The organism is Acetobacter sp. (genome assembly GCF_022483985.1).
Taxonomy (GTDB): domain Bacteria; phylum Pseudomonadota; class Alphaproteobacteria; order Acetobacterales; family Acetobacteraceae; genus Acetobacter.
On record NZ_JAKVME010000001.1, the window covers coordinates 1,858,629 to 1,874,525 of the forward strand.

Genomic DNA, 15,897 nt, shown 5'->3' on the forward strand with positions numbered 1-15,897 from the left:
CGCTGAACGACGCGATCCGACAGGCTGTGCGATCGAAAACTGACAGAGACACCATCATGACCTCCCGATGGCAGAAGGGCGGAAAGCGCCGGCCCTGCGTGCCTGATGAGAGGGATAATTTACGAGATATCGCCTGCCGTCAATACGACATATCGTATTTCTTGACAGTCAGCTCTTCGCCGGTCGTTTCCGGCCGGGTCGTTACGGCCGGGGCACGCCGCCGGTCCACACAACTTCACCCAGCAGCCGGAAGCAGCCCAGCTGGTTTTCTTCGACATCCTGCGGCGGGTAGCGGTGGTTGTCGGCTATGACCCGTACGCCACCGCCCAGACGGGGATCGAGACGGCGGATCAGCAGCGTGCCGCTGCTTTCCAGCGCATAGAGGGCGCTGGCCGTGATGGTCGTCACGCTACGGTCGACGATCACCAGATCGCCCGAGGCCAGCGTGGGCTCCATCGCATCGCCCTCGCTGGTCATCAGGCAGAGGGCCGAGAGATCACGGGGGATGGCGCTCTGCAGCCAGTCACGACTGATCCGCAGGCCGTCCTCGTGATTGTCGTGCCAGGGAATGACAATCTGTCGGGTGATGCTGGCTGCTCCGTCCGGACTGTCAGTTCCCGGACCGGCACCGTTGCCAAAGGCCAGCCAGTCCAGGGAGACGCCACAGACGCGGGCCAGTGAGGCGATGGCGGAGAACTTCATCTCGCCACCATTCATATAATCCCGCAGGGTCGTGTAGGGGACGCCGGCGGCCTTTGCGGCGTGGGTGATGCCGATGCTCTGGGCGGCTTCACGGAGACGCTCGCCACGCTCGCGCATCAGGCGGATCTGTTCATCCATGAGCTTGCGCTTCTGTCTGCGTTTGCGGGCCACGCCTGTTGTCCTCATCACAAAATGAGAACGCTACACGGATTTCCGCTTGATATGTAAGTCGGAAAAACGTAGTTCTGTGAATCGAAATGTTGCGGGACCCGTCACTCGTCATGGTCAGATCCTCGCACAGAAACGGCGTTCTGTCGAAGGGATTATCATGCCTGAAGATCCGCTCCTGCCACCGCCCGCACACATGCCAGGTCTTGAGGACCTCCATGCCGGACTGCATGACGTGCTGCGTCTGATCGAGATTGAACATGCCCTGCTGCGCGGGCGGCTGGAAAGCCTGAAGGCTGACAGCGAAGGGGCGAGGCTGCTGGAGGGGGTGATGGTGCTCGGCGCCGTGCTTCAGCAGAGGATGGCCGGGTTGTAGCAGATCTGCCGGGAGATCGGGAGGCTGTGAGGAGTTCTGTTGAACAAATCGCTTATGGTGCCGTACCGATAAGGTCTTGTGAGCAGATTACTGCTCTTATCTGCCTCAAGCAGCCATCTGGAGTGAGCGGATTGATATTTGCCAACTCATGCGGCCTGCTGTTGCCAATCTGTTACTTTGCAGTGGTGTTCACGATCAATGCACAAGACCTCATGATGGAGTGGATTGCACGAAGATTTTTCTCTCATCCAGCCACGCCTCCATCTCAGGAGAGTAAATTTTCCCGAGAAGCAGAGTCCCGTTTTTTGGGTGCGGATTTTGATAGCACGACGGGTTTGTCCATCGTTTGCAGAAATCTGTCAGCCAAAACTATGTAAAGAGGCTTGGGACAGATAATCCGAGAAACGCCAAACGCCAGAAAGGCTGTTGCAAGTAATGCAAGTGTCACCTGCTGATCGTCACAGATTTCCATGACAATAATTGTAGCTGTCAAAGGTGATTGTGCAACACCACAGAAATAGGCAACTGTACCCAGAAGCACGACCGCACCCGGTGTCGTATGTGGTAGAAACTGCTCGATCCATCCGCCGATCCCCGCTCCGATTGCGAGAGACGGCGCGAACATTCCCCCCGGAATACCCGAACAGTACGAAATCAGCATCGAGAGATATTTCAGGATAAAGAACGAGGCAGGATAATGGTCTGTTCCTGCGAAAATCGCCTTTGCCTGCGCATAACCCGTTCCATAAGTACTGCCTTTGGAAACCAGACCGATCAGAGCGGTCAACAGTCCGCAAAGTGCTGAAAACATGATCGGTCGCCGCTTAGCCAGTCGACCGACAGAGCCTGGCAGGCCGGCTGATGCCTTGATGACCAGCACTGCAAAACTGCCTCCTGCCAGAGGAGTATTGAAAGCGGCAGCCATGCCTGCTGCTCCGCCTGCCAGAATCATACTGCGTTTGGACACGATATTAGATTGCCCAAGCAGCCGGGAAAAAACGTGCATGATGGTGGCGCCGATCTGCACACTTGGGCCTTCGCGACCGATGGACGCACCACAGATAAGACCAAAGCATGTTAAGATGATTTTTCCAGCAGAAATCTTTAGGGTGAGTATTCGGTCGATAACGTCATAATTCCCCATATGCAACGTCGCAATTGTCTGTGGAATACCTGAACCTTGTGCCCCCTTGAAACAAGTTTGTGTCATCCATGTAATGAAGGCAAAACCAGATGGTGCCAGAACAAGCAAGGCCCACGGGTGCCATATTACAAGTCGGGTCCGGAGGTCTGCGCATTGATCACCCAACCTCGCAAACAGCACGGCAGTCAAACCGACAATGATCGCGCCAACCCAGTAAAGACTCATCCTGCGCCAGCGTGTGGTCCTTACAAGTAATGTTCGTCTGAGATGGTGCATCCAGCCCTTGCGATGAGTGAATGGTTTTACAGGAACAGAAGATTGATCTGACACAGGAGGCGTCCATAGCACTACGATCAGCCGCCACAGTCACTATGATGGCTGCCGGGGAAGCTGGAATAAAATCGTCGTGCCAGATTTGTGTGGACCGGGTCAAATATTGTGTAAAAATGCGTAATTGATCTGACGGATGGCTTGGAACGACCAGTTTAGGAACTACGTGTCAAGTGGTGAGGTGTCATTGAGATGATGTAACGCGGGTAATACCGCATCTGTCCCCGCCAGCAGAACCAATCTATCGCCGAACAGATCAAAACTGGAGAGGTGCGCACACTTCCGGATACAGTCAGACATGCGGCACGCGTGTTCCCGGTTCGGCATGGAGACCGCGCGGTGGCAGGCGATCGGGTTGAATACGCGCCATATTGTTGTTGCCGTCGCACCCGATCACGTAATCGATATGGAGCGGAGACAAGGAACAGAGTCGAGACATCTCGTGAGGAACTCGTCGTGCCCCCCCTTCTCCCTGCAGCTGTGCGCCATACCTGACAAAAGAAGCGTATGGGCTGCTTGTACGTTAAACAGGCTATCCAGCCTTCTGAGGGCCACGACGAAACGAGACATGAGGATCTTAAATCTCGCCAGATATTGCGATTATCCGCATTGACGTGAGATGCTGTTATAATCAGTGTCAAAAGCGAAATATACTTTTAGTTTCCGGATTGATGACCGACCTTATTCGAGACCTTATCCTTCGCTGGCGGGATGATCCGGCAGGCACCTATCAGAGCTGGTTTTTGTGGGATGAACGCCTCAAGAATTTCCGGTCTATCCGCCGTGGTCTGCAGCAGGTCGTCGCCGAGATTACCGCTGGCACATTCGGGGTCGCCTATCGTGGCTCATCCCTGGAAACAGTTGTTCATTCGATTGCTGAACAGCGTCAGATATTCAAGGGTGCGGATCATGCGTTCCTGTGGAAGCCGAAGCTCCGCATTCCCGACATCTATGAAAATGCGGCCAACCAGAAAGCATTCGGGCAGCTTCTCGATACCTGTCTGTGCTGCAACACCGAAGAGCATGTGGTTTCTGCCATTCATGCAATCGATGCCCGTAAGATAAAAGGGTTGGGACCAGCGGTCGCCAATCTGCTGTATTTCCTGCACCCGACGATCATACCGCCTTTCAATACGGCGATTGTGAACGGCTATAACGTCTTGACGGGATCAAAGGTGAAGCTGGGGCGATGGGAGGAATATCTTGCCATGCGCCAGGGTATCCTGAAGCTGAATGCGACCTATCGTTCGCTGCTTTCCAATGACCTGGGCGCCATTGGAGGACTGCTGTTTGACCTCGGAAGCGGACGCTATACAGCGCCGCCTCTCGAGGATGACGAAACAGCGCGGAAACTTTGGGAAGCCGATCTTCATCAGGTGAGGGAGCAGAGCGCAAAAGAGGCCCGGATCCTCGCCGCGGAGCGGGAAACGGATCACACTCATACCGAGATTCAGGGCTGGCTTCGCGATCTGGGGCATTCTCTGGGTTACGATGTCTGGATTGCGGCCAATGATCGCAGTCGTCCATGGCAGGATGGCAAATTGGGGGATGGCTGCCTGTCGGTATTGCCGGGGTTCACAACGGAAACGCAAGGGGCACAATCCGTGCGGCTGATCGATGTTCTGTGGCTGGACCGGGAAAGCCACCGGATTGTTGCAGCATTCGAAGTCGAGCATTCAACAACCATCTATTCCGGCATTGTGCGGATGCTGGATCTTGCGCTCGGATCAGAGGCGCAGGCTCTGGAGGGTCTGTTTCTTGTCGCGCCGGACAAGCGTGAAGCAGATGTGCGGGAGCAGTTGCGACGGCCGGCGTTCAGCAGGATCGCCGATCTGAAAGTCCGGTATTTGCCTTATGGGGCGCTTGAAGAAGATCGCGAGGCAATCAGGCGCTTTGGTCATGGACTGAAGCCTGTCCAGGCGATTTCGCATGCTTTGACACCGATCTGATGTTGTTATCGGCATAAGAGGAAAGATGCTAAACTTTTTTCAGACTTCAGGAAGAAGCGATTATCATCGTCGAGTTTGCAGCGATGATAATGTGGTAACAGGGTGATGTCAGACACCATTCATTGTGACGAAACACAGCAAGCGGTGGCGACCCAACCGCCAAGCAGTCTCACTGTGCTTTCCCTTCTTTCCATTCTGACAGGTGTCGTTGTCGGAACGGTCTGTGGAACATTCCGGCTGTTACTTGAACATGCTGCGGGGTTGAGAACGGCGCTGGCGCTTGATGCCCTGCACCCGTTTTCCGCCGGTCTGATAATGATTGCGATCGGCAGCATCACGGCTTTCATCGCGGCTTGGATGGTCAAACGACTGGCACCTCTGGCTTCTGGAAGCGGGATCCCTCATGTCGAGGCCGTTCTGGCCGGACTTGCAACACCTGCTTCCATCGGCCTGATCCCGGTCAAGTTCATCGGAGGATTGCTGGCCATCGGCGGGGGACTGGCGCTGGGGCGTGAAGGACCGAGTGTGCAGATGGGCGCGACGGCCGCCAATACGATCGGCCGGCTGTTACGGCTGGGACCGGCGGATTGCCGGTCATTGCTGGCGGCTGGCGCCGGAGCGGGACTGTGAATTGCCCCGGGTTTTGTGGAGACGTTTTTATCTGAACTACGCAGCTAATGCATGTGATTTCTGTTGTGCATAAAAGCGTGCCTCAGCTTCTGCTGGGGGGATGTTTCCAATGGAGGACAGGATCCGTCGATTGTTGAACCAGTCGACCCATTTAAGTGTTGCCAGTTCAACCGCTTCCCTGTTTTTCCATGGCCCCTGCCGATAGATGAGTTCGGTTTTGTAAAGCCCGTTAATGGTCTCCGCCAGGGCGTTATCATAGGAATCTCCGACACTGCCGACAGAGGCGACCAGTCCGGCTTCAGCCAGTCTTTGCGTGTAGCGAATGGACACATATTGACAGCCGCGGTCGGAATGGTGGGTCACTTTTCCCTCAGGCCGCCTCTGGCACAGAGCCTGCTCGAGAGCATCCAGTACGAAGTCGGTATGGGCAGTGGACGAGACGCGCCAGCCCACAATAACCCGTGCGAATACATCAATGATGAAGGCCACATAAACAAAGCCCTGCCATGTGGAAACGTAAGTAAAATCCGAAACCCAGAGCCTGTTGGGGGCTGGGGCATGAAACTGGCGCTGCACCAGATCCCGTGGACAGGGCCGTGCCGGATCGGGCCGTGTGGTTCTGATCCCCTTGCCACGAATGACGCCTTTCAGTCCCATCCGGCGCATCAGCCGCTCTACCGTGCAGCGGGCGACATCCAGACCTTCACGTCTGAGCTGATGCCAGACTTTGCGCGCTCCATAGACACAGAAATTATCGGTCCAGACCCTGCGGATTTCATGATACAGTTCTTTGTCTTTCTGGCTGCGCACACAGGGATTTTTCTGTCTCGCCCGATAAGCATAATAGACAGATGGTGCAATCGACAGAACCCTGCAGATTGACCCGACACCATATGTCTGCCGATGCTCCTCAATGAAGCGTGTCATGGCCTGAACCGGCGGTCGAGTTCCGCCTGGGCAAAATATGCCGACGCCTTGCGCAGGATTTCATTGGCCTGCCGCAGTTCGCGGTTCTCTCGCTCCAGTTGCCTGATCTTCTCTCGATCTGGCAGTTCACTCACCGCAGGCGCATTGGCACGTTCATGCAGACGGGTCCATTTTGACAGCGTGTCAGGATGAATATCCAGCTTTGGCGCTATCATCATCACCGCGGACCAGCGTGATGGATGGTTCTTCTCTTCCTCCAGAACCATGCGGGCTGCACGCTCGCGAAATTCAGGCGGAAAACGCTTCGATTTGTTGCTCATGAATTCTTCTTACCTTACGGGTCGTTCTGTCTCCACAAAACCCGGGGCAATTCACTGGCGACGGCGTTCAATGCGCCGGGCGCTGGCGCGATCTTTGTTCTGGAAGAGCTGGTCGGCAAATTCGAAGCGCGCACCGCCTGTTCCGCGCTCGGCGCTTCCGTGTCCGCCATTCTTGTTGCCCGCGCGTTGCTGGGCGGTCATCCTGATTTCGTGGTGGTCGATAGCCCCTTGGTCATCAGCGTTTCAACGCAGTTGCTGTTTTTGCTGACAGGACTTGTAGTTGGCCTGCTCTCTGTCGTTTACAACCGGACAGTTCTGGCCACGTTACGGCGGGCTGAACGGATGACCATTGGCGTGGAAATTCGGGCTGCGGTTATTGGCGCTATCGGTGGGCTGATCGTTTGGCTTACACCTCACCTTGCCGGTGGAGGCGACTGGATCACGCAAAACGCCATCGACGGCACGCTGATCTGGACAGTCCTGCCAGGACTGTATGTCCTGCGTCTGGTCTTTGGCTCGATTTCCTATGCCGCAGCAACGCCGGGTGGCCTCTTCGCTCCCATGCTGGCTCTGGGGGCGCTGGCAGGACTGGGTTGCGGAGATCTGGCCCATGTTCTGGCACCCACGCTGGCGGGGCGGACCACACCCTTTGTTGTGGTCGGTATGGCGGCGATGTTTGCGGGAGCGGTGCGGGCACCTTTGACCGGGATCATTCTTGTGACGGAAATGACCGATACGCCCAGTCTGCTGCTTCCGCTGCTTTCGGGCAGTTTTGCCGCGATGTTCGTGGCCGACGGCATGGGGGAAGCGCCGATTTATGAGGCATTACGCACCCGCGCCGCAGCCGAAAAACGCTAGGGTCAGTCTTTCCCCCGACCAAGCCGAAGCGCGTTGGTGACAACCGTCACGGACGACAGAGCCATGGCCGCGCCGCCGATAACCGGGGAAAGAAGAAGTCCGCAGATCGGGTAGAGCACACCGGCGGCGATCGGAATGCCGATCCCGTTGAACAGGAAAGAAAAAGCCAGGTTCTGCCGGATGTTGCGCATGGTCGCATGGGCGAGCCGTCTCGCCCTGACCAGTGCTTCCAGACTGCCATGCGCCAGAGTGATCCCGGCGCTTTCGATCGCCACGTCGGTGCCGGTTCCCATCGCGATCCCGACGGATGCGGCCGCAAGAGCTGGAGCATCGTTTACGCCATCGCCCGTCATCGCGACATGTGCGCCCTGCGCCGTCAGGTGTTTGACGATGTCGGCCTTGTCCTGTGGCTTCAGACCGGCATGGACTTCCGCGATATTTCCCGCCTGCGCCGCCACAGCCTTCGCCGTCGCTTCGCTGTCACCCGTGAGCATGATGATCCGCAGACCATCGGCGTGGAGCGCCGCAAGAGAGGCCCGCGTATCCGCGCGCAGAGGGTCCGCCACGGCGATCAGTCCGGCGAGCCTGCCGTCTACCGCCACGAACATCACCCCGGCTCCGGCTTCACGATGCACCGTCGCGCTAGCTTCAACAGGGGACACATCAGCGCCGGCCTGCTTCAGACACTCGGCATTGCCCACGACGACGGCATGGCCCTCAACGCTGCCGCTCACGCCCAGTCCCGGCTGCGACGCGAAATGGGTAAGAGCGCCAGGCTCCCCATGGCGGTCTTTCAGGCCCTGAACGATAGCCTGCGCCAGAGGATGCTGGGAGCGTGTCTCCACAGAGGCGGCATAACGCAGCACATCGTTTTCCTGCCATCCGGTGGCCACCTCAACGGCGATGAGCTTCGGGTGGCCTTCCGTCAGCGTGCCGGTCTTGTCCACAACCAGCGTATCCACCCTGTCGAGCGCCTGAAGCGCTTCGGCATTGCGGACCAGAACGCCCTCGCGTGCGCCCCGTCCCGTGCCGACCATGATTGACATGGGCGTGGCCAGCCCAAGCGCACAGGGACAGGCAATGATCAGCACCGAGATGGCATTCAGAAGAGCATGCCCGAAGCGCGGAGCCGGCCCGACGGCGTACCATACTATGAAAGTCAGCACGGAAATGGCCAGCACCAGGGGGACAAACCATCCGGCGACCCGGTCGGCCACGGCCTGGATGGGCGCGCGGCTGCGCTGGGCGGAGGCGACCATCTTCACGATCCGCGCCAGCATGGTATCGCTGCCGACGGCCTGCGCTTCGATTTCGAGGCTGCCATTGCCGTTGATTGTACCGCCGGTCACCGTGCTGCCGATCTTTTTGACAACGGGTGCTGGCTCCCCGGTAATCATGGCTTCGTCAACGCTGGACGTGCCGTCGAGGACCCTGCCGTCGACAGGGATCGACTCTCCGGGCAGCACCCGCAGTCGATCTCCGACCACGACAGCGTCCACAGCTATGTCTGTCGGCTGCCCGTTCTCTCCGATGCGGTGAGCCTGTTTTGGTGTGAGATCCAGCAGGGCGCGGATAGCGTTACCGGTGGCCGCACGTGCCCGGAGTTCCAGAACCTGTCCCAGCAGAACCAGCGCAACGACCACGCCCGCCGCCTCATAATAGACCGGCAGGGCTCCGTCGGGCATCCTGAAACTGGCCGGGAACGCACCCGGCGCAAGCGTCGCGGCCAGACTGTAGCCAAACGCGGCGCCGACGCCGAACATGATCAGCGTGAACATGTTGAAGTGACCGGTCCGCAGTGAGGCGAGTCCTCGCTGGAAGAAAGGCAGCCCCGCCCAGCAGACAATCGGAGTGGTCAGCGCAAGCTGAACCCAGGAAGACCATGAGCCCGGAACAAGGTGGAGACCGACATCCCCACCCATGGCGATGAGCATCAGTGGAACGGCGAGAAACACGGAGACGATCAGACGACGTCTGAAATCATGCAGTTCGGGGTTTTCGGTCTCTGCTCCCGTCGGTTCCTCCGGCTCCAACGCCATGCCACAGAGCGGACAGTTCCCCGGATGATCCTGCCGGATCTGCGGATGCATCGGGCAGGTCCAGATCATCCCCGGCTTGTCCTGTTCGGCGGAGGAAGGCTGTTGGGGTTCATGATGGCAGTTCATGCCCTGCATGGGCGCCGCCTTTTCCTGCACTTCCTTCACAGGTTCCAGCGTCATGCCGCATTTGGGGCATTTGCCGGGATGCGCTTCCCTGATCTCGGGGTGCATGGGACACGTCCACATCGTGGGAGGCGTGCTGTCAGCCTTGATGAAGGAGGCCGGATCGGCCTCAAACTTCTTCTGGCAGTGCGCGCTGCAGAATGAATAGCTGTGCCCGTTATGCTCGCTCTTGAACCGGCTGGTAGCCGGATCAACCGTCATGCCGCATACGGGATCGCGTGTTTTCATGATGGCTGATGGGTCCGTCGGCATTGGTTTTTGTCCTGAACGAGAGCGTTAAATATTCTCATGTCTACAGACGTGTCGTTTTTCTGCTACAATTTTTTATTATCGGCATGGCAGAAAACTTGAACGAACATAAATTCGATAGAAATTACGTTAAGTGATAAATCCTTCATTATTTTTAATAGAGATTTGAAGGAAATTTCAGGTAATTGCCTTATATTTTTATTTGGTGTTGATCTGTGGTTTCTCCTATGGTGGGTTTGCCATACATTATAATATGATCAGAACTATTGCGTCATAACCTCCTGCACACCATGGCGTGTTTTGAACAGATTGTCTTTATACCAATCTTCTGGTCGCAGAGAAATAGAAGCAAAACCTTGTTTTTAAGCTATGAAGCTAAAGCATTCATCAGGCATTAAAGAGTATCATTTATTTGTGGGGTGTTTTCATGCTCTTTTTTGTGTGTTTCACATGAGTGGTGAACAGGATTCCGTTGACATCGTATCCGCACTTGCTGATTCTGTCATCAACGACACTTATGTGATATAGACCATGCGTAAGAAGGTGGATCAGAATGCCTTGTGCGGTCAGCTGACCAGTTTCTCCATCGGTGTATATGAAGTCAAATACTGCCTGTCGATCATGTTCAGACAGATTTCTCTCGTAATTTATCAGCCAATTGTCTGTATTGTAAACATTTGTGATCAGTTCGGACACTGAAGGTAGTTTATCAACTACAGTTTTTGAATAAACGTGTTTGGTTTTCGTTAGGTGTGCGCGGAAAATCTCGTCGACAATATTAATATGCGCTAGCCAGAACAGGATTTTTTCGACGATCTCCTGATCACCTGACTTCTCTGCATTCAGAAGGCATGTAATCAGATTTTCATCCATCCATTTCTTGTATTCCATTAATCCTGACATATTAATCCTTCGTTTCATTTCTGGTGAGTCGTTCACATTCAAACGGTGTAATCACATCAGCCAGAGTGTAGCGGTCGAGAACCGCCATCATCGCCTGCATTGTTTCCGACAGAACCCCTCGCAGTCGACATGAGGGCATAAGAATGCATGAACCCGCTCTCTCGTCAGTTTTGTCGTTGAGACAATCAAGCAAGCTCATGTCTTCTTCCATATAGCTTACGACTGCACCAATGCGTATTGTCTCAGCCAGCCTCCCTAAACGGATACCGCCGTTGCGACCACGCAGGGTTTCAATAAAGCCACCTTTACCTAGACGATGAATCACTTTGACCATGTGAGCTTCAGAAATCCTGTAGCTTTCAGCAATCTCCCGAATGGAAGACAATCGGTCAGTCCGTGCGCCAAGGAAGATCAGTGCGCGGAGCGCATAATCGGTCTGCAAATTAAGTTTCATATCTACAGAATGCATCCACTTGACAGATTTTCCAAGATGCCCGACACAAAAGGTATACGGCCCATAAACCTTAAAGGATCCAAGCACTATGTCCACCCCACTCGACGAAAAAACACGTGCTCTCGTTGTTGCAACAGTTCCTGCACTCAAAACGCACGGTCTTGCAATTACGGAAGAGATGTACAAACGCCTTCTGTCACAGCCGGAAATCCGGGATCTTTTTAATCTTTCGCATCAGGGAGATCTGGAGCAGCCCAAAGCACTGGCTCTGGCCGTTCTCGCATATGCCGAGCATATCAATGATCTTGGAAAGCTGAGCGGCATGGTCGAGCGCATTGCCGAAAAGCATGTTGGCCTGAACATTTTGCCTGAGCATTATCCTTTCGTTGCAGACGCGTTGATCGGTGCTATCAAGCACGTTCTCGGCGATGCGGCGACTCCGGAAATTATTGATGCATGGGGTAAGGCTTACTGGTTTCTGGCAGATGTCCTGATCGGTCGAGAAAAACAGATCTATGACGAGCACGAACATGCTCCTGGAGGCTGGAAGGGGTGGCGTGAATTCACGGTCCGAGCACGGCACAAAGAAACGCCTTTCATTACTTCGTTTGATCTGGTTCCAGTCGATGGAAAGCCGCTTTTTCATCATAAGGCCGGCCAATATCTGAGCTTCAAACTTGATATTCCGGGTCACGGGTCACAACGACGTAATTACAGTATTTCTTCAGCACCTGGGGCCGATCATTACCGTATTACTGTCAAGCGTCATGATCAGGGGGTAGTCTCAACGTGGCTTCACGACAGTGTGCAGGTCGGTGACATTCTTCAGGCCGCTAATCCAGCGGGTGATTTTTTTCTGGATGACGCCAGTCATGCCCCAGTCGTTCTTCTGGCGGCAGGCGTTGGTCTCACGCCGCTGATCTCTATGCTTGAAGATCTTGTCGCAACACATCCTGGTCGTAAAATACATTATGTTCTGGGAGCCGAAACAGTTGATCTGGCAGCGTTTGTGCCTTTTGTGACGTCTCTGGCGACTGCAGGAAAACTGACAGCTGAGTTCTTTTTTGCAAAAGGCAATGTTCCTGCGGGAAATCTTCCAGGACAGCCTGTTGCGCAATCCAATGTTGTTTCATCAGGATGGTTGCATAGAACACTCAGTCATTTGACAGGTAGCAAGGGAACAATACCAGAAGCTGTCTCTTCTGTGGGTATTACGGTTCATTCAGGTCACATTACACAAGATTGGCTGCGCAAAAACCTTGATCACGCAGCGACCTATTACATCTGTGGCCCGGATTCTTTCATGCGCGACATGATTGAAACTTTGCGTAATGAGCAGTTGTCAGGCTCTCAAATCCGCTATGAGATTTTTGGCTCCGCATCTGATCCGGCTCTGGTGATCTGAAACCTGTCAGACGACCTTCTCAGAAAGGAGGGGGTCGTCTGGTCGCTCTTTTTTCTGTTTTCTTAAACTTTTAGCCAGAAAGTCCGTTCAGGATGTCCAAGACGTCATTAGTCAGTCGTGCTGACAGGGATCCTGTCAGCACTGTCCTGAAATGGGTTTTACTTGTTGTCGGGTTTGCTACCGCGATGCTGCTGTTCTGGACAACACTCAGGACATATCAGGGTGTTCCACCTCAGCCTCAGAGATTTGTTTCCCGGTCCGGGGATGTCATCATGACTGCAGATGACATTATCGCTGGTAAAGGCGGGTTTCAGAAAGCAGACCTGATGGATTATGGCAGTCTGTATGGTATGGGCTCGTATTATGGAGAAGATTACACAGCATCCTTACTAAAAAATATTGCGCTTTCAACACGGGAAAATTATGCACACGATGTCGGAGAGAAGACCTTTTCTCATCTGTCTCCGGAAAAGCAGACGGTTGCGACAACCCATATGCGTGAGGATCTTCGTGGCATCGATCTGACACAAGACACGGTTGTGTTACCCGATGCCGTATCCCACGCTTTTGTAAAAATACGTGATGAAACAGCGGCGTCGTTTCTCAGGACAGACCGCTCTTCCGGCTGGAATGCGACAAAGGCTCTCACGCCAGCGCTTGCGTTAAAAACAGCCGATTTTCTCATGTATTCAGCTTTGACGACTGTGGCGCATCGCCCCGGTGAGACCTGGAGGGTTCGAAAAACCTTTGATTGACTTCTCTTGTGCCTGATTTCAGGTTTTTAGCGTGTTGACTGCTGCTTCCCTGGTCTAACTTTTACTCTGGGTTTTGAGCAGAGCGATGGTTTCCTGCTCTGGATTGCTACGCGGCGGCGTTAATCCGCTCCAAGAGGAGAAAGCGGCGCATATTATAGACGATATTGGCCAGCCCGACCCTCATGGTGGCCCGCGTTATGCCTACGGTTCGGACGAACAGCCCCGTCTGTGATTTCTGATCGGCAAAGACATGCTCGACACGCGACCGGATAACGGACTTTCCTGCGTTGGATCTCTGGATATGGCGTGGCATAGGCTTGAGATGCGGCTTTTTCCTGTGAACCTTCGAGACAAAGCCCTGCTTTTCCATGAAGTCCTCATTGGCTTTTGAGCGGTAGGCTGTGTCTGCCCAGACCGTTGAAGCTGTATTGCTTTTATCAAGCAGGCCCTCCCTCAATCGCGCGCCATCACTGGCGGCGGCATCTGTCGTCTTCCATTTGCGGATCAGCCGAAATTTCCGGTCGATGGAGATGTGCGATTTATAGCCAAAGAACGGGATGGCCAGATCTGTTGCAGGGATACTCCCGTCCTCCTGTCGCTTCGCTTTCGTGAACTTCAGGGTCCAGCGCGCATGCCTGTCCTTGTGGGACAGCTTTGACGGCTTGTCCTGCCAGTCCTGAGGGATCCGTCCTTCACGCAGATCCGCCTTCTCCGCATTGGTATTGCGCTGCTTCGGAGCCGCTACCAGCGTGGCATCCAGGATCTGGCCTGACATCGGCAGATAACCAGCGTTACGCAGGGTTGCGTCAAAGCGATTGAACAGACCACCAATCGCACCAGCCTGGGTCAGACGCTCTCGAAACAGCCATACCGTTCTGGCATCAGGTACACGGTCCGACAGCCCCAGACCTAAAAAGCGCATGAAGGAGAGACGGTCGTTGATCAGGTATTCCGTCCGTTCATCGGACAGATTGTTGAGTGTCTGGATCACCAGGATCTTGAACATCAGCACCGGATCAAACGGTGGACGCCCGCCTTTGCTCCCGTCTGAATAGGCCAGTGCCTTGTCCAGTTCCGGGCGGAACACCTCAAAATCCACAGTCCGGGAAAACGCTTCAAGCTGGTCGCCAAGACCGCTTAACCGAGCAAGCCGCTCTTCAACGTCAAAAAATCCCGCCTGTTTCATAGCGCCATTCCTCCAACCAGAACCAGAAAAATGGAATCACAGCGTAGGCCTCAATACCAAGAGGTTTTTAGAACCCTCCAGGTCAGGGATGGCTTGTCGATGCTCTATTCTGGGTTACGGCATTTGTTGTGGTTGGCGGTCTCGTCGGAGACTATCTCGGTATTATGGGAGCGATAGATACAAACTGGTTTTGGTTCGGCAATCAGGGGCTCTCTTACATCCAACTTGGTCGGTTCTGGCAGATTGGTTTCTTTGCAGGTTTAATCGTGTGGAGTGCGCTTGTCATGCGCGCTCTCTGGCCAACAGTGCCTGGCTGGATAGATGCTGCTCGTGATTTCTGGACAGGTCGTATCCGGCTTGAACACCTGATCTGGGCCTCAACAGTAAATATTGCCCTGTTGTACGTCTGTGGAATGGTGCCTCTGACAGGAATCGAGAAATCTTTTACACTGGCTGATTTCTGGAGGTGGTGGGTCGTTCATCTGTGGGTTGAGCAATCGTTTGAGTTTTTTGCTGCAACCATGACGGCATGGACTCTTATGGCAACAGGGCTGGTGTCACGAAAGCTGGCCGAGCGCGGAATGTATTTTGAAGTCATTCTCGTCTTTCTTGGTGGGGTGATTGGTACTGGACACCATTTATATTGGGCAGGAGAACCCAGTATCTGGATCCCATTTGGAACAATGTTTTCGTTTATTGAGGTGCTTCCACTGGTTCTGCTCATCATGGAGGGTATTCATCATTATCGTCTGATCAATGCTCACGGAGATTTCCAGTATCGCGTTGGCTATATGTACATTATTGGCGCTGCTTTCTGGAATTTTGTTGGTGCGGGCGTTTATGGAGGAGGTATCCTGAATGCGCCATTGGTCAACTATTATGAACATGGTACATTTTTAACGTTAAATCATGCACATGCATCTTTGTTTGGCGCCTTTGGTGAACTGGCAATTGGTCTGATTTACTTCTGTCTGCGCTATATCCATGCCGGTGAGAAAACGTTTTCCGAGCGACCAGGGATCTGGGCATTCTGGCTATACAATGCAGGCCTCATTCTCTGGACTGTTCTGAATTTCTTCCCCGTTGGCTGGTCGCAGCTCCTGGCTGTTTACGAGCATGGTTACGCTTATGCACGGAGTGCTGCATTCTATAATACGACATTGTTCTGGCAATGGATGCGCCTGCCTGGTGATGTTGTCTTTGCAGGTGGTGCTTTGGTCATGAGTGGTGATTTTATCATCAAATTGTATCCGCTTTACCCGCTATGGACACAAAGACTTTTTAGGAGTGTGTCTCTGGACACCAAAAAGGATTAGTCT

Annotated in this window: 14 protein-coding genes, 1 pseudogene and 1 other annotated feature; of the genes and pseudogenes, 7 read left to right on the forward strand and 8 right to left on the reverse strand. The window is 54.2% G+C overall.

The annotated features are described in order from the left end of the window. Nucleotides 1-201: 201 nt before the first annotated feature. Nucleotides 202-840: a LexA family transcriptional regulator gene (locus LKE90_RS08200; RefSeq protein ID WP_291494761.1), complete on the reverse strand. Its 639-nt coding sequence runs from the start codon at nt 838-840 to the stop codon at nt 202-204. Between the two features lie 190 nt (nt 841-1,030). On the opposite strand from LKE90_RS08200, the gene LKE90_RS08205 reads away from it, so the two are divergent. Next, the gene (locus LKE90_RS08205) at nt 1,031-1,246 is read left to right on the forward strand and encodes a hypothetical protein (protein ID WP_291501405.1); all 216 of its coding nucleotides are present in this window, start codon (nt 1,031-1,033) and stop codon (nt 1,244-1,246) included. Nucleotides 1,247-1,511: 265 nt separating this feature from the next. On the opposite strand, the gene LKE90_RS08210 is transcribed toward LKE90_RS08205, so the two are convergent. After that, entirely contained in the window at nt 1,512-2,615 is a 1,104-nt protein-coding gene (locus LKE90_RS08210; RefSeq protein WP_408737092.1) for a chloride channel protein, read from the reverse strand. 397 nt (nt 2,616-3,012) lie between these two features. Continuing rightward, nucleotides 3,013-3,159 (reverse strand): hypothetical protein, encoded by a 147-nt coding sequence (locus LKE90_RS08215; protein WP_291501406.1) that lies wholly within the window; start codon nt 3,157-3,159, stop codon nt 3,013-3,015. A 232-nt stretch (nt 3,160-3,391) separates the two neighbouring features. Between LKE90_RS08215 and LKE90_RS08220 the strand changes: the two genes are divergently transcribed. Further along, nucleotides 3,392-4,669 (forward strand): type II restriction endonuclease, encoded by a 1,278-nt coding sequence (locus LKE90_RS08220; RefSeq protein WP_291501407.1) that lies wholly within the window; start codon nt 3,392-3,394, stop codon nt 4,667-4,669. A 105-nt stretch (nt 4,670-4,774) separates the two neighbouring features. Beyond that, complete coding sequence (locus LKE90_RS08225) at nt 4,775-5,299, forward strand: chloride channel protein (protein WP_291501408.1); 525 nt, start codon at nt 4,775-4,777, stop codon at nt 5,297-5,299. A gap of 36 nt (nt 5,300-5,335) precedes the next feature. On the opposite strand, the gene LKE90_RS08230 is transcribed toward LKE90_RS08225, so the two are convergent. Beyond that, nucleotides 5,336-6,546, reverse strand: a protein-coding gene (locus LKE90_RS08230) for an IS3 family transposase (protein ID WP_291501409.1) whose coding sequence is annotated in 2 segments (ribosomal slippage) — nt 5,336-6,261 and nt 6,261-6,546 — 1,212 coding nt in all. Because the reading frame shifts where the segments join, the coding sequence is not laid out codon by codon here. After that, nucleotides 6,152-6,268, reverse strand: a sequence feature (AL1L pseudoknot). It overlaps the preceding gene by 117 nt. Here LKE90_RS08230 and LKE90_RS08235 point away from each other — a divergent pair. Next, a complete protein-coding gene (locus LKE90_RS08235; protein ID WP_291501410.1) occupies nt 6,466-7,404 on the forward strand; it encodes a chloride channel protein in 939 nt (312 codons plus the stop codon). The genes LKE90_RS08230 and LKE90_RS08235 overlap by 81 nt on opposite strands. 2 nt (nt 7,405-7,406) lie before the next feature. Here the strand turns inward: LKE90_RS08235 and LKE90_RS08240 are convergent, their stop codons facing one another. From LKE90_RS08240 to LKE90_RS08250, 3 genes are all read right to left on the reverse strand, one after another. Beyond that, nucleotides 7,407-9,878 (reverse strand): heavy metal translocating P-type ATPase, encoded by a 2,472-nt coding sequence (locus LKE90_RS08240; protein WP_291501411.1) that lies wholly within the window; start codon nt 9,876-9,878, stop codon nt 7,407-7,409. Between the two features lie 405 nt (nt 9,879-10,283). Beyond that, nucleotides 10,284-10,778: a DinB family protein gene (locus tag LKE90_RS08245; protein WP_291501412.1), complete on the reverse strand. Its 495-nt coding sequence runs from the start codon at nt 10,776-10,778 to the stop codon at nt 10,284-10,286. A 1-nt stretch (nt 10,779) separates the two neighbouring features. Continuing rightward, nucleotides 10,780-11,232 (reverse strand): Rrf2 family transcriptional regulator, encoded by a 453-nt coding sequence (locus LKE90_RS08250; protein WP_291501413.1) that lies wholly within the window; start codon nt 11,230-11,232, stop codon nt 10,780-10,782. 88 nt (nt 11,233-11,320) lie between these two features. On the opposite strand from LKE90_RS08250, the gene LKE90_RS08255 reads away from it, so the two are divergent. Continuing rightward, nucleotides 11,321-12,637, forward strand: coding sequence for a globin domain-containing protein (locus LKE90_RS08255; RefSeq protein WP_291501414.1), 1,317 nt, complete (start codon nt 11,321-11,323; stop codon nt 12,635-12,637). Between the two features lie 185 nt (nt 12,638-12,822). Then, nucleotides 12,823-13,392 (forward strand): hypothetical protein, encoded by a 570-nt coding sequence (locus LKE90_RS08260; RefSeq protein WP_408737094.1) that lies wholly within the window; start codon nt 12,823-12,825, stop codon nt 13,390-13,392. A 106-nt stretch (nt 13,393-13,498) separates the two neighbouring features. On the opposite strand, the gene LKE90_RS08265 is transcribed toward LKE90_RS08260, so the two are convergent. Then, nucleotides 13,499-14,578 carry an IS5 family transposase gene (locus LKE90_RS08265; protein WP_011252003.1) on the reverse strand — a complete coding sequence of 360 codons (1,080 nt, stop codon included), beginning with the start codon at nt 14,576-14,578 and terminating at the stop codon, nt 13,499-13,501. A 98-nt stretch (nt 14,579-14,676) separates the two neighbouring features. Here LKE90_RS08265 and LKE90_RS08270 point away from each other — a divergent pair. Next, a pseudogene (locus LKE90_RS08270) lies at nt 14,677-15,894 on the forward strand (cbb3-type cytochrome c oxidase subunit I); the annotation flags it as partial. Between the last annotated feature and the right edge of the window lie 3 nt (nt 15,895-15,897).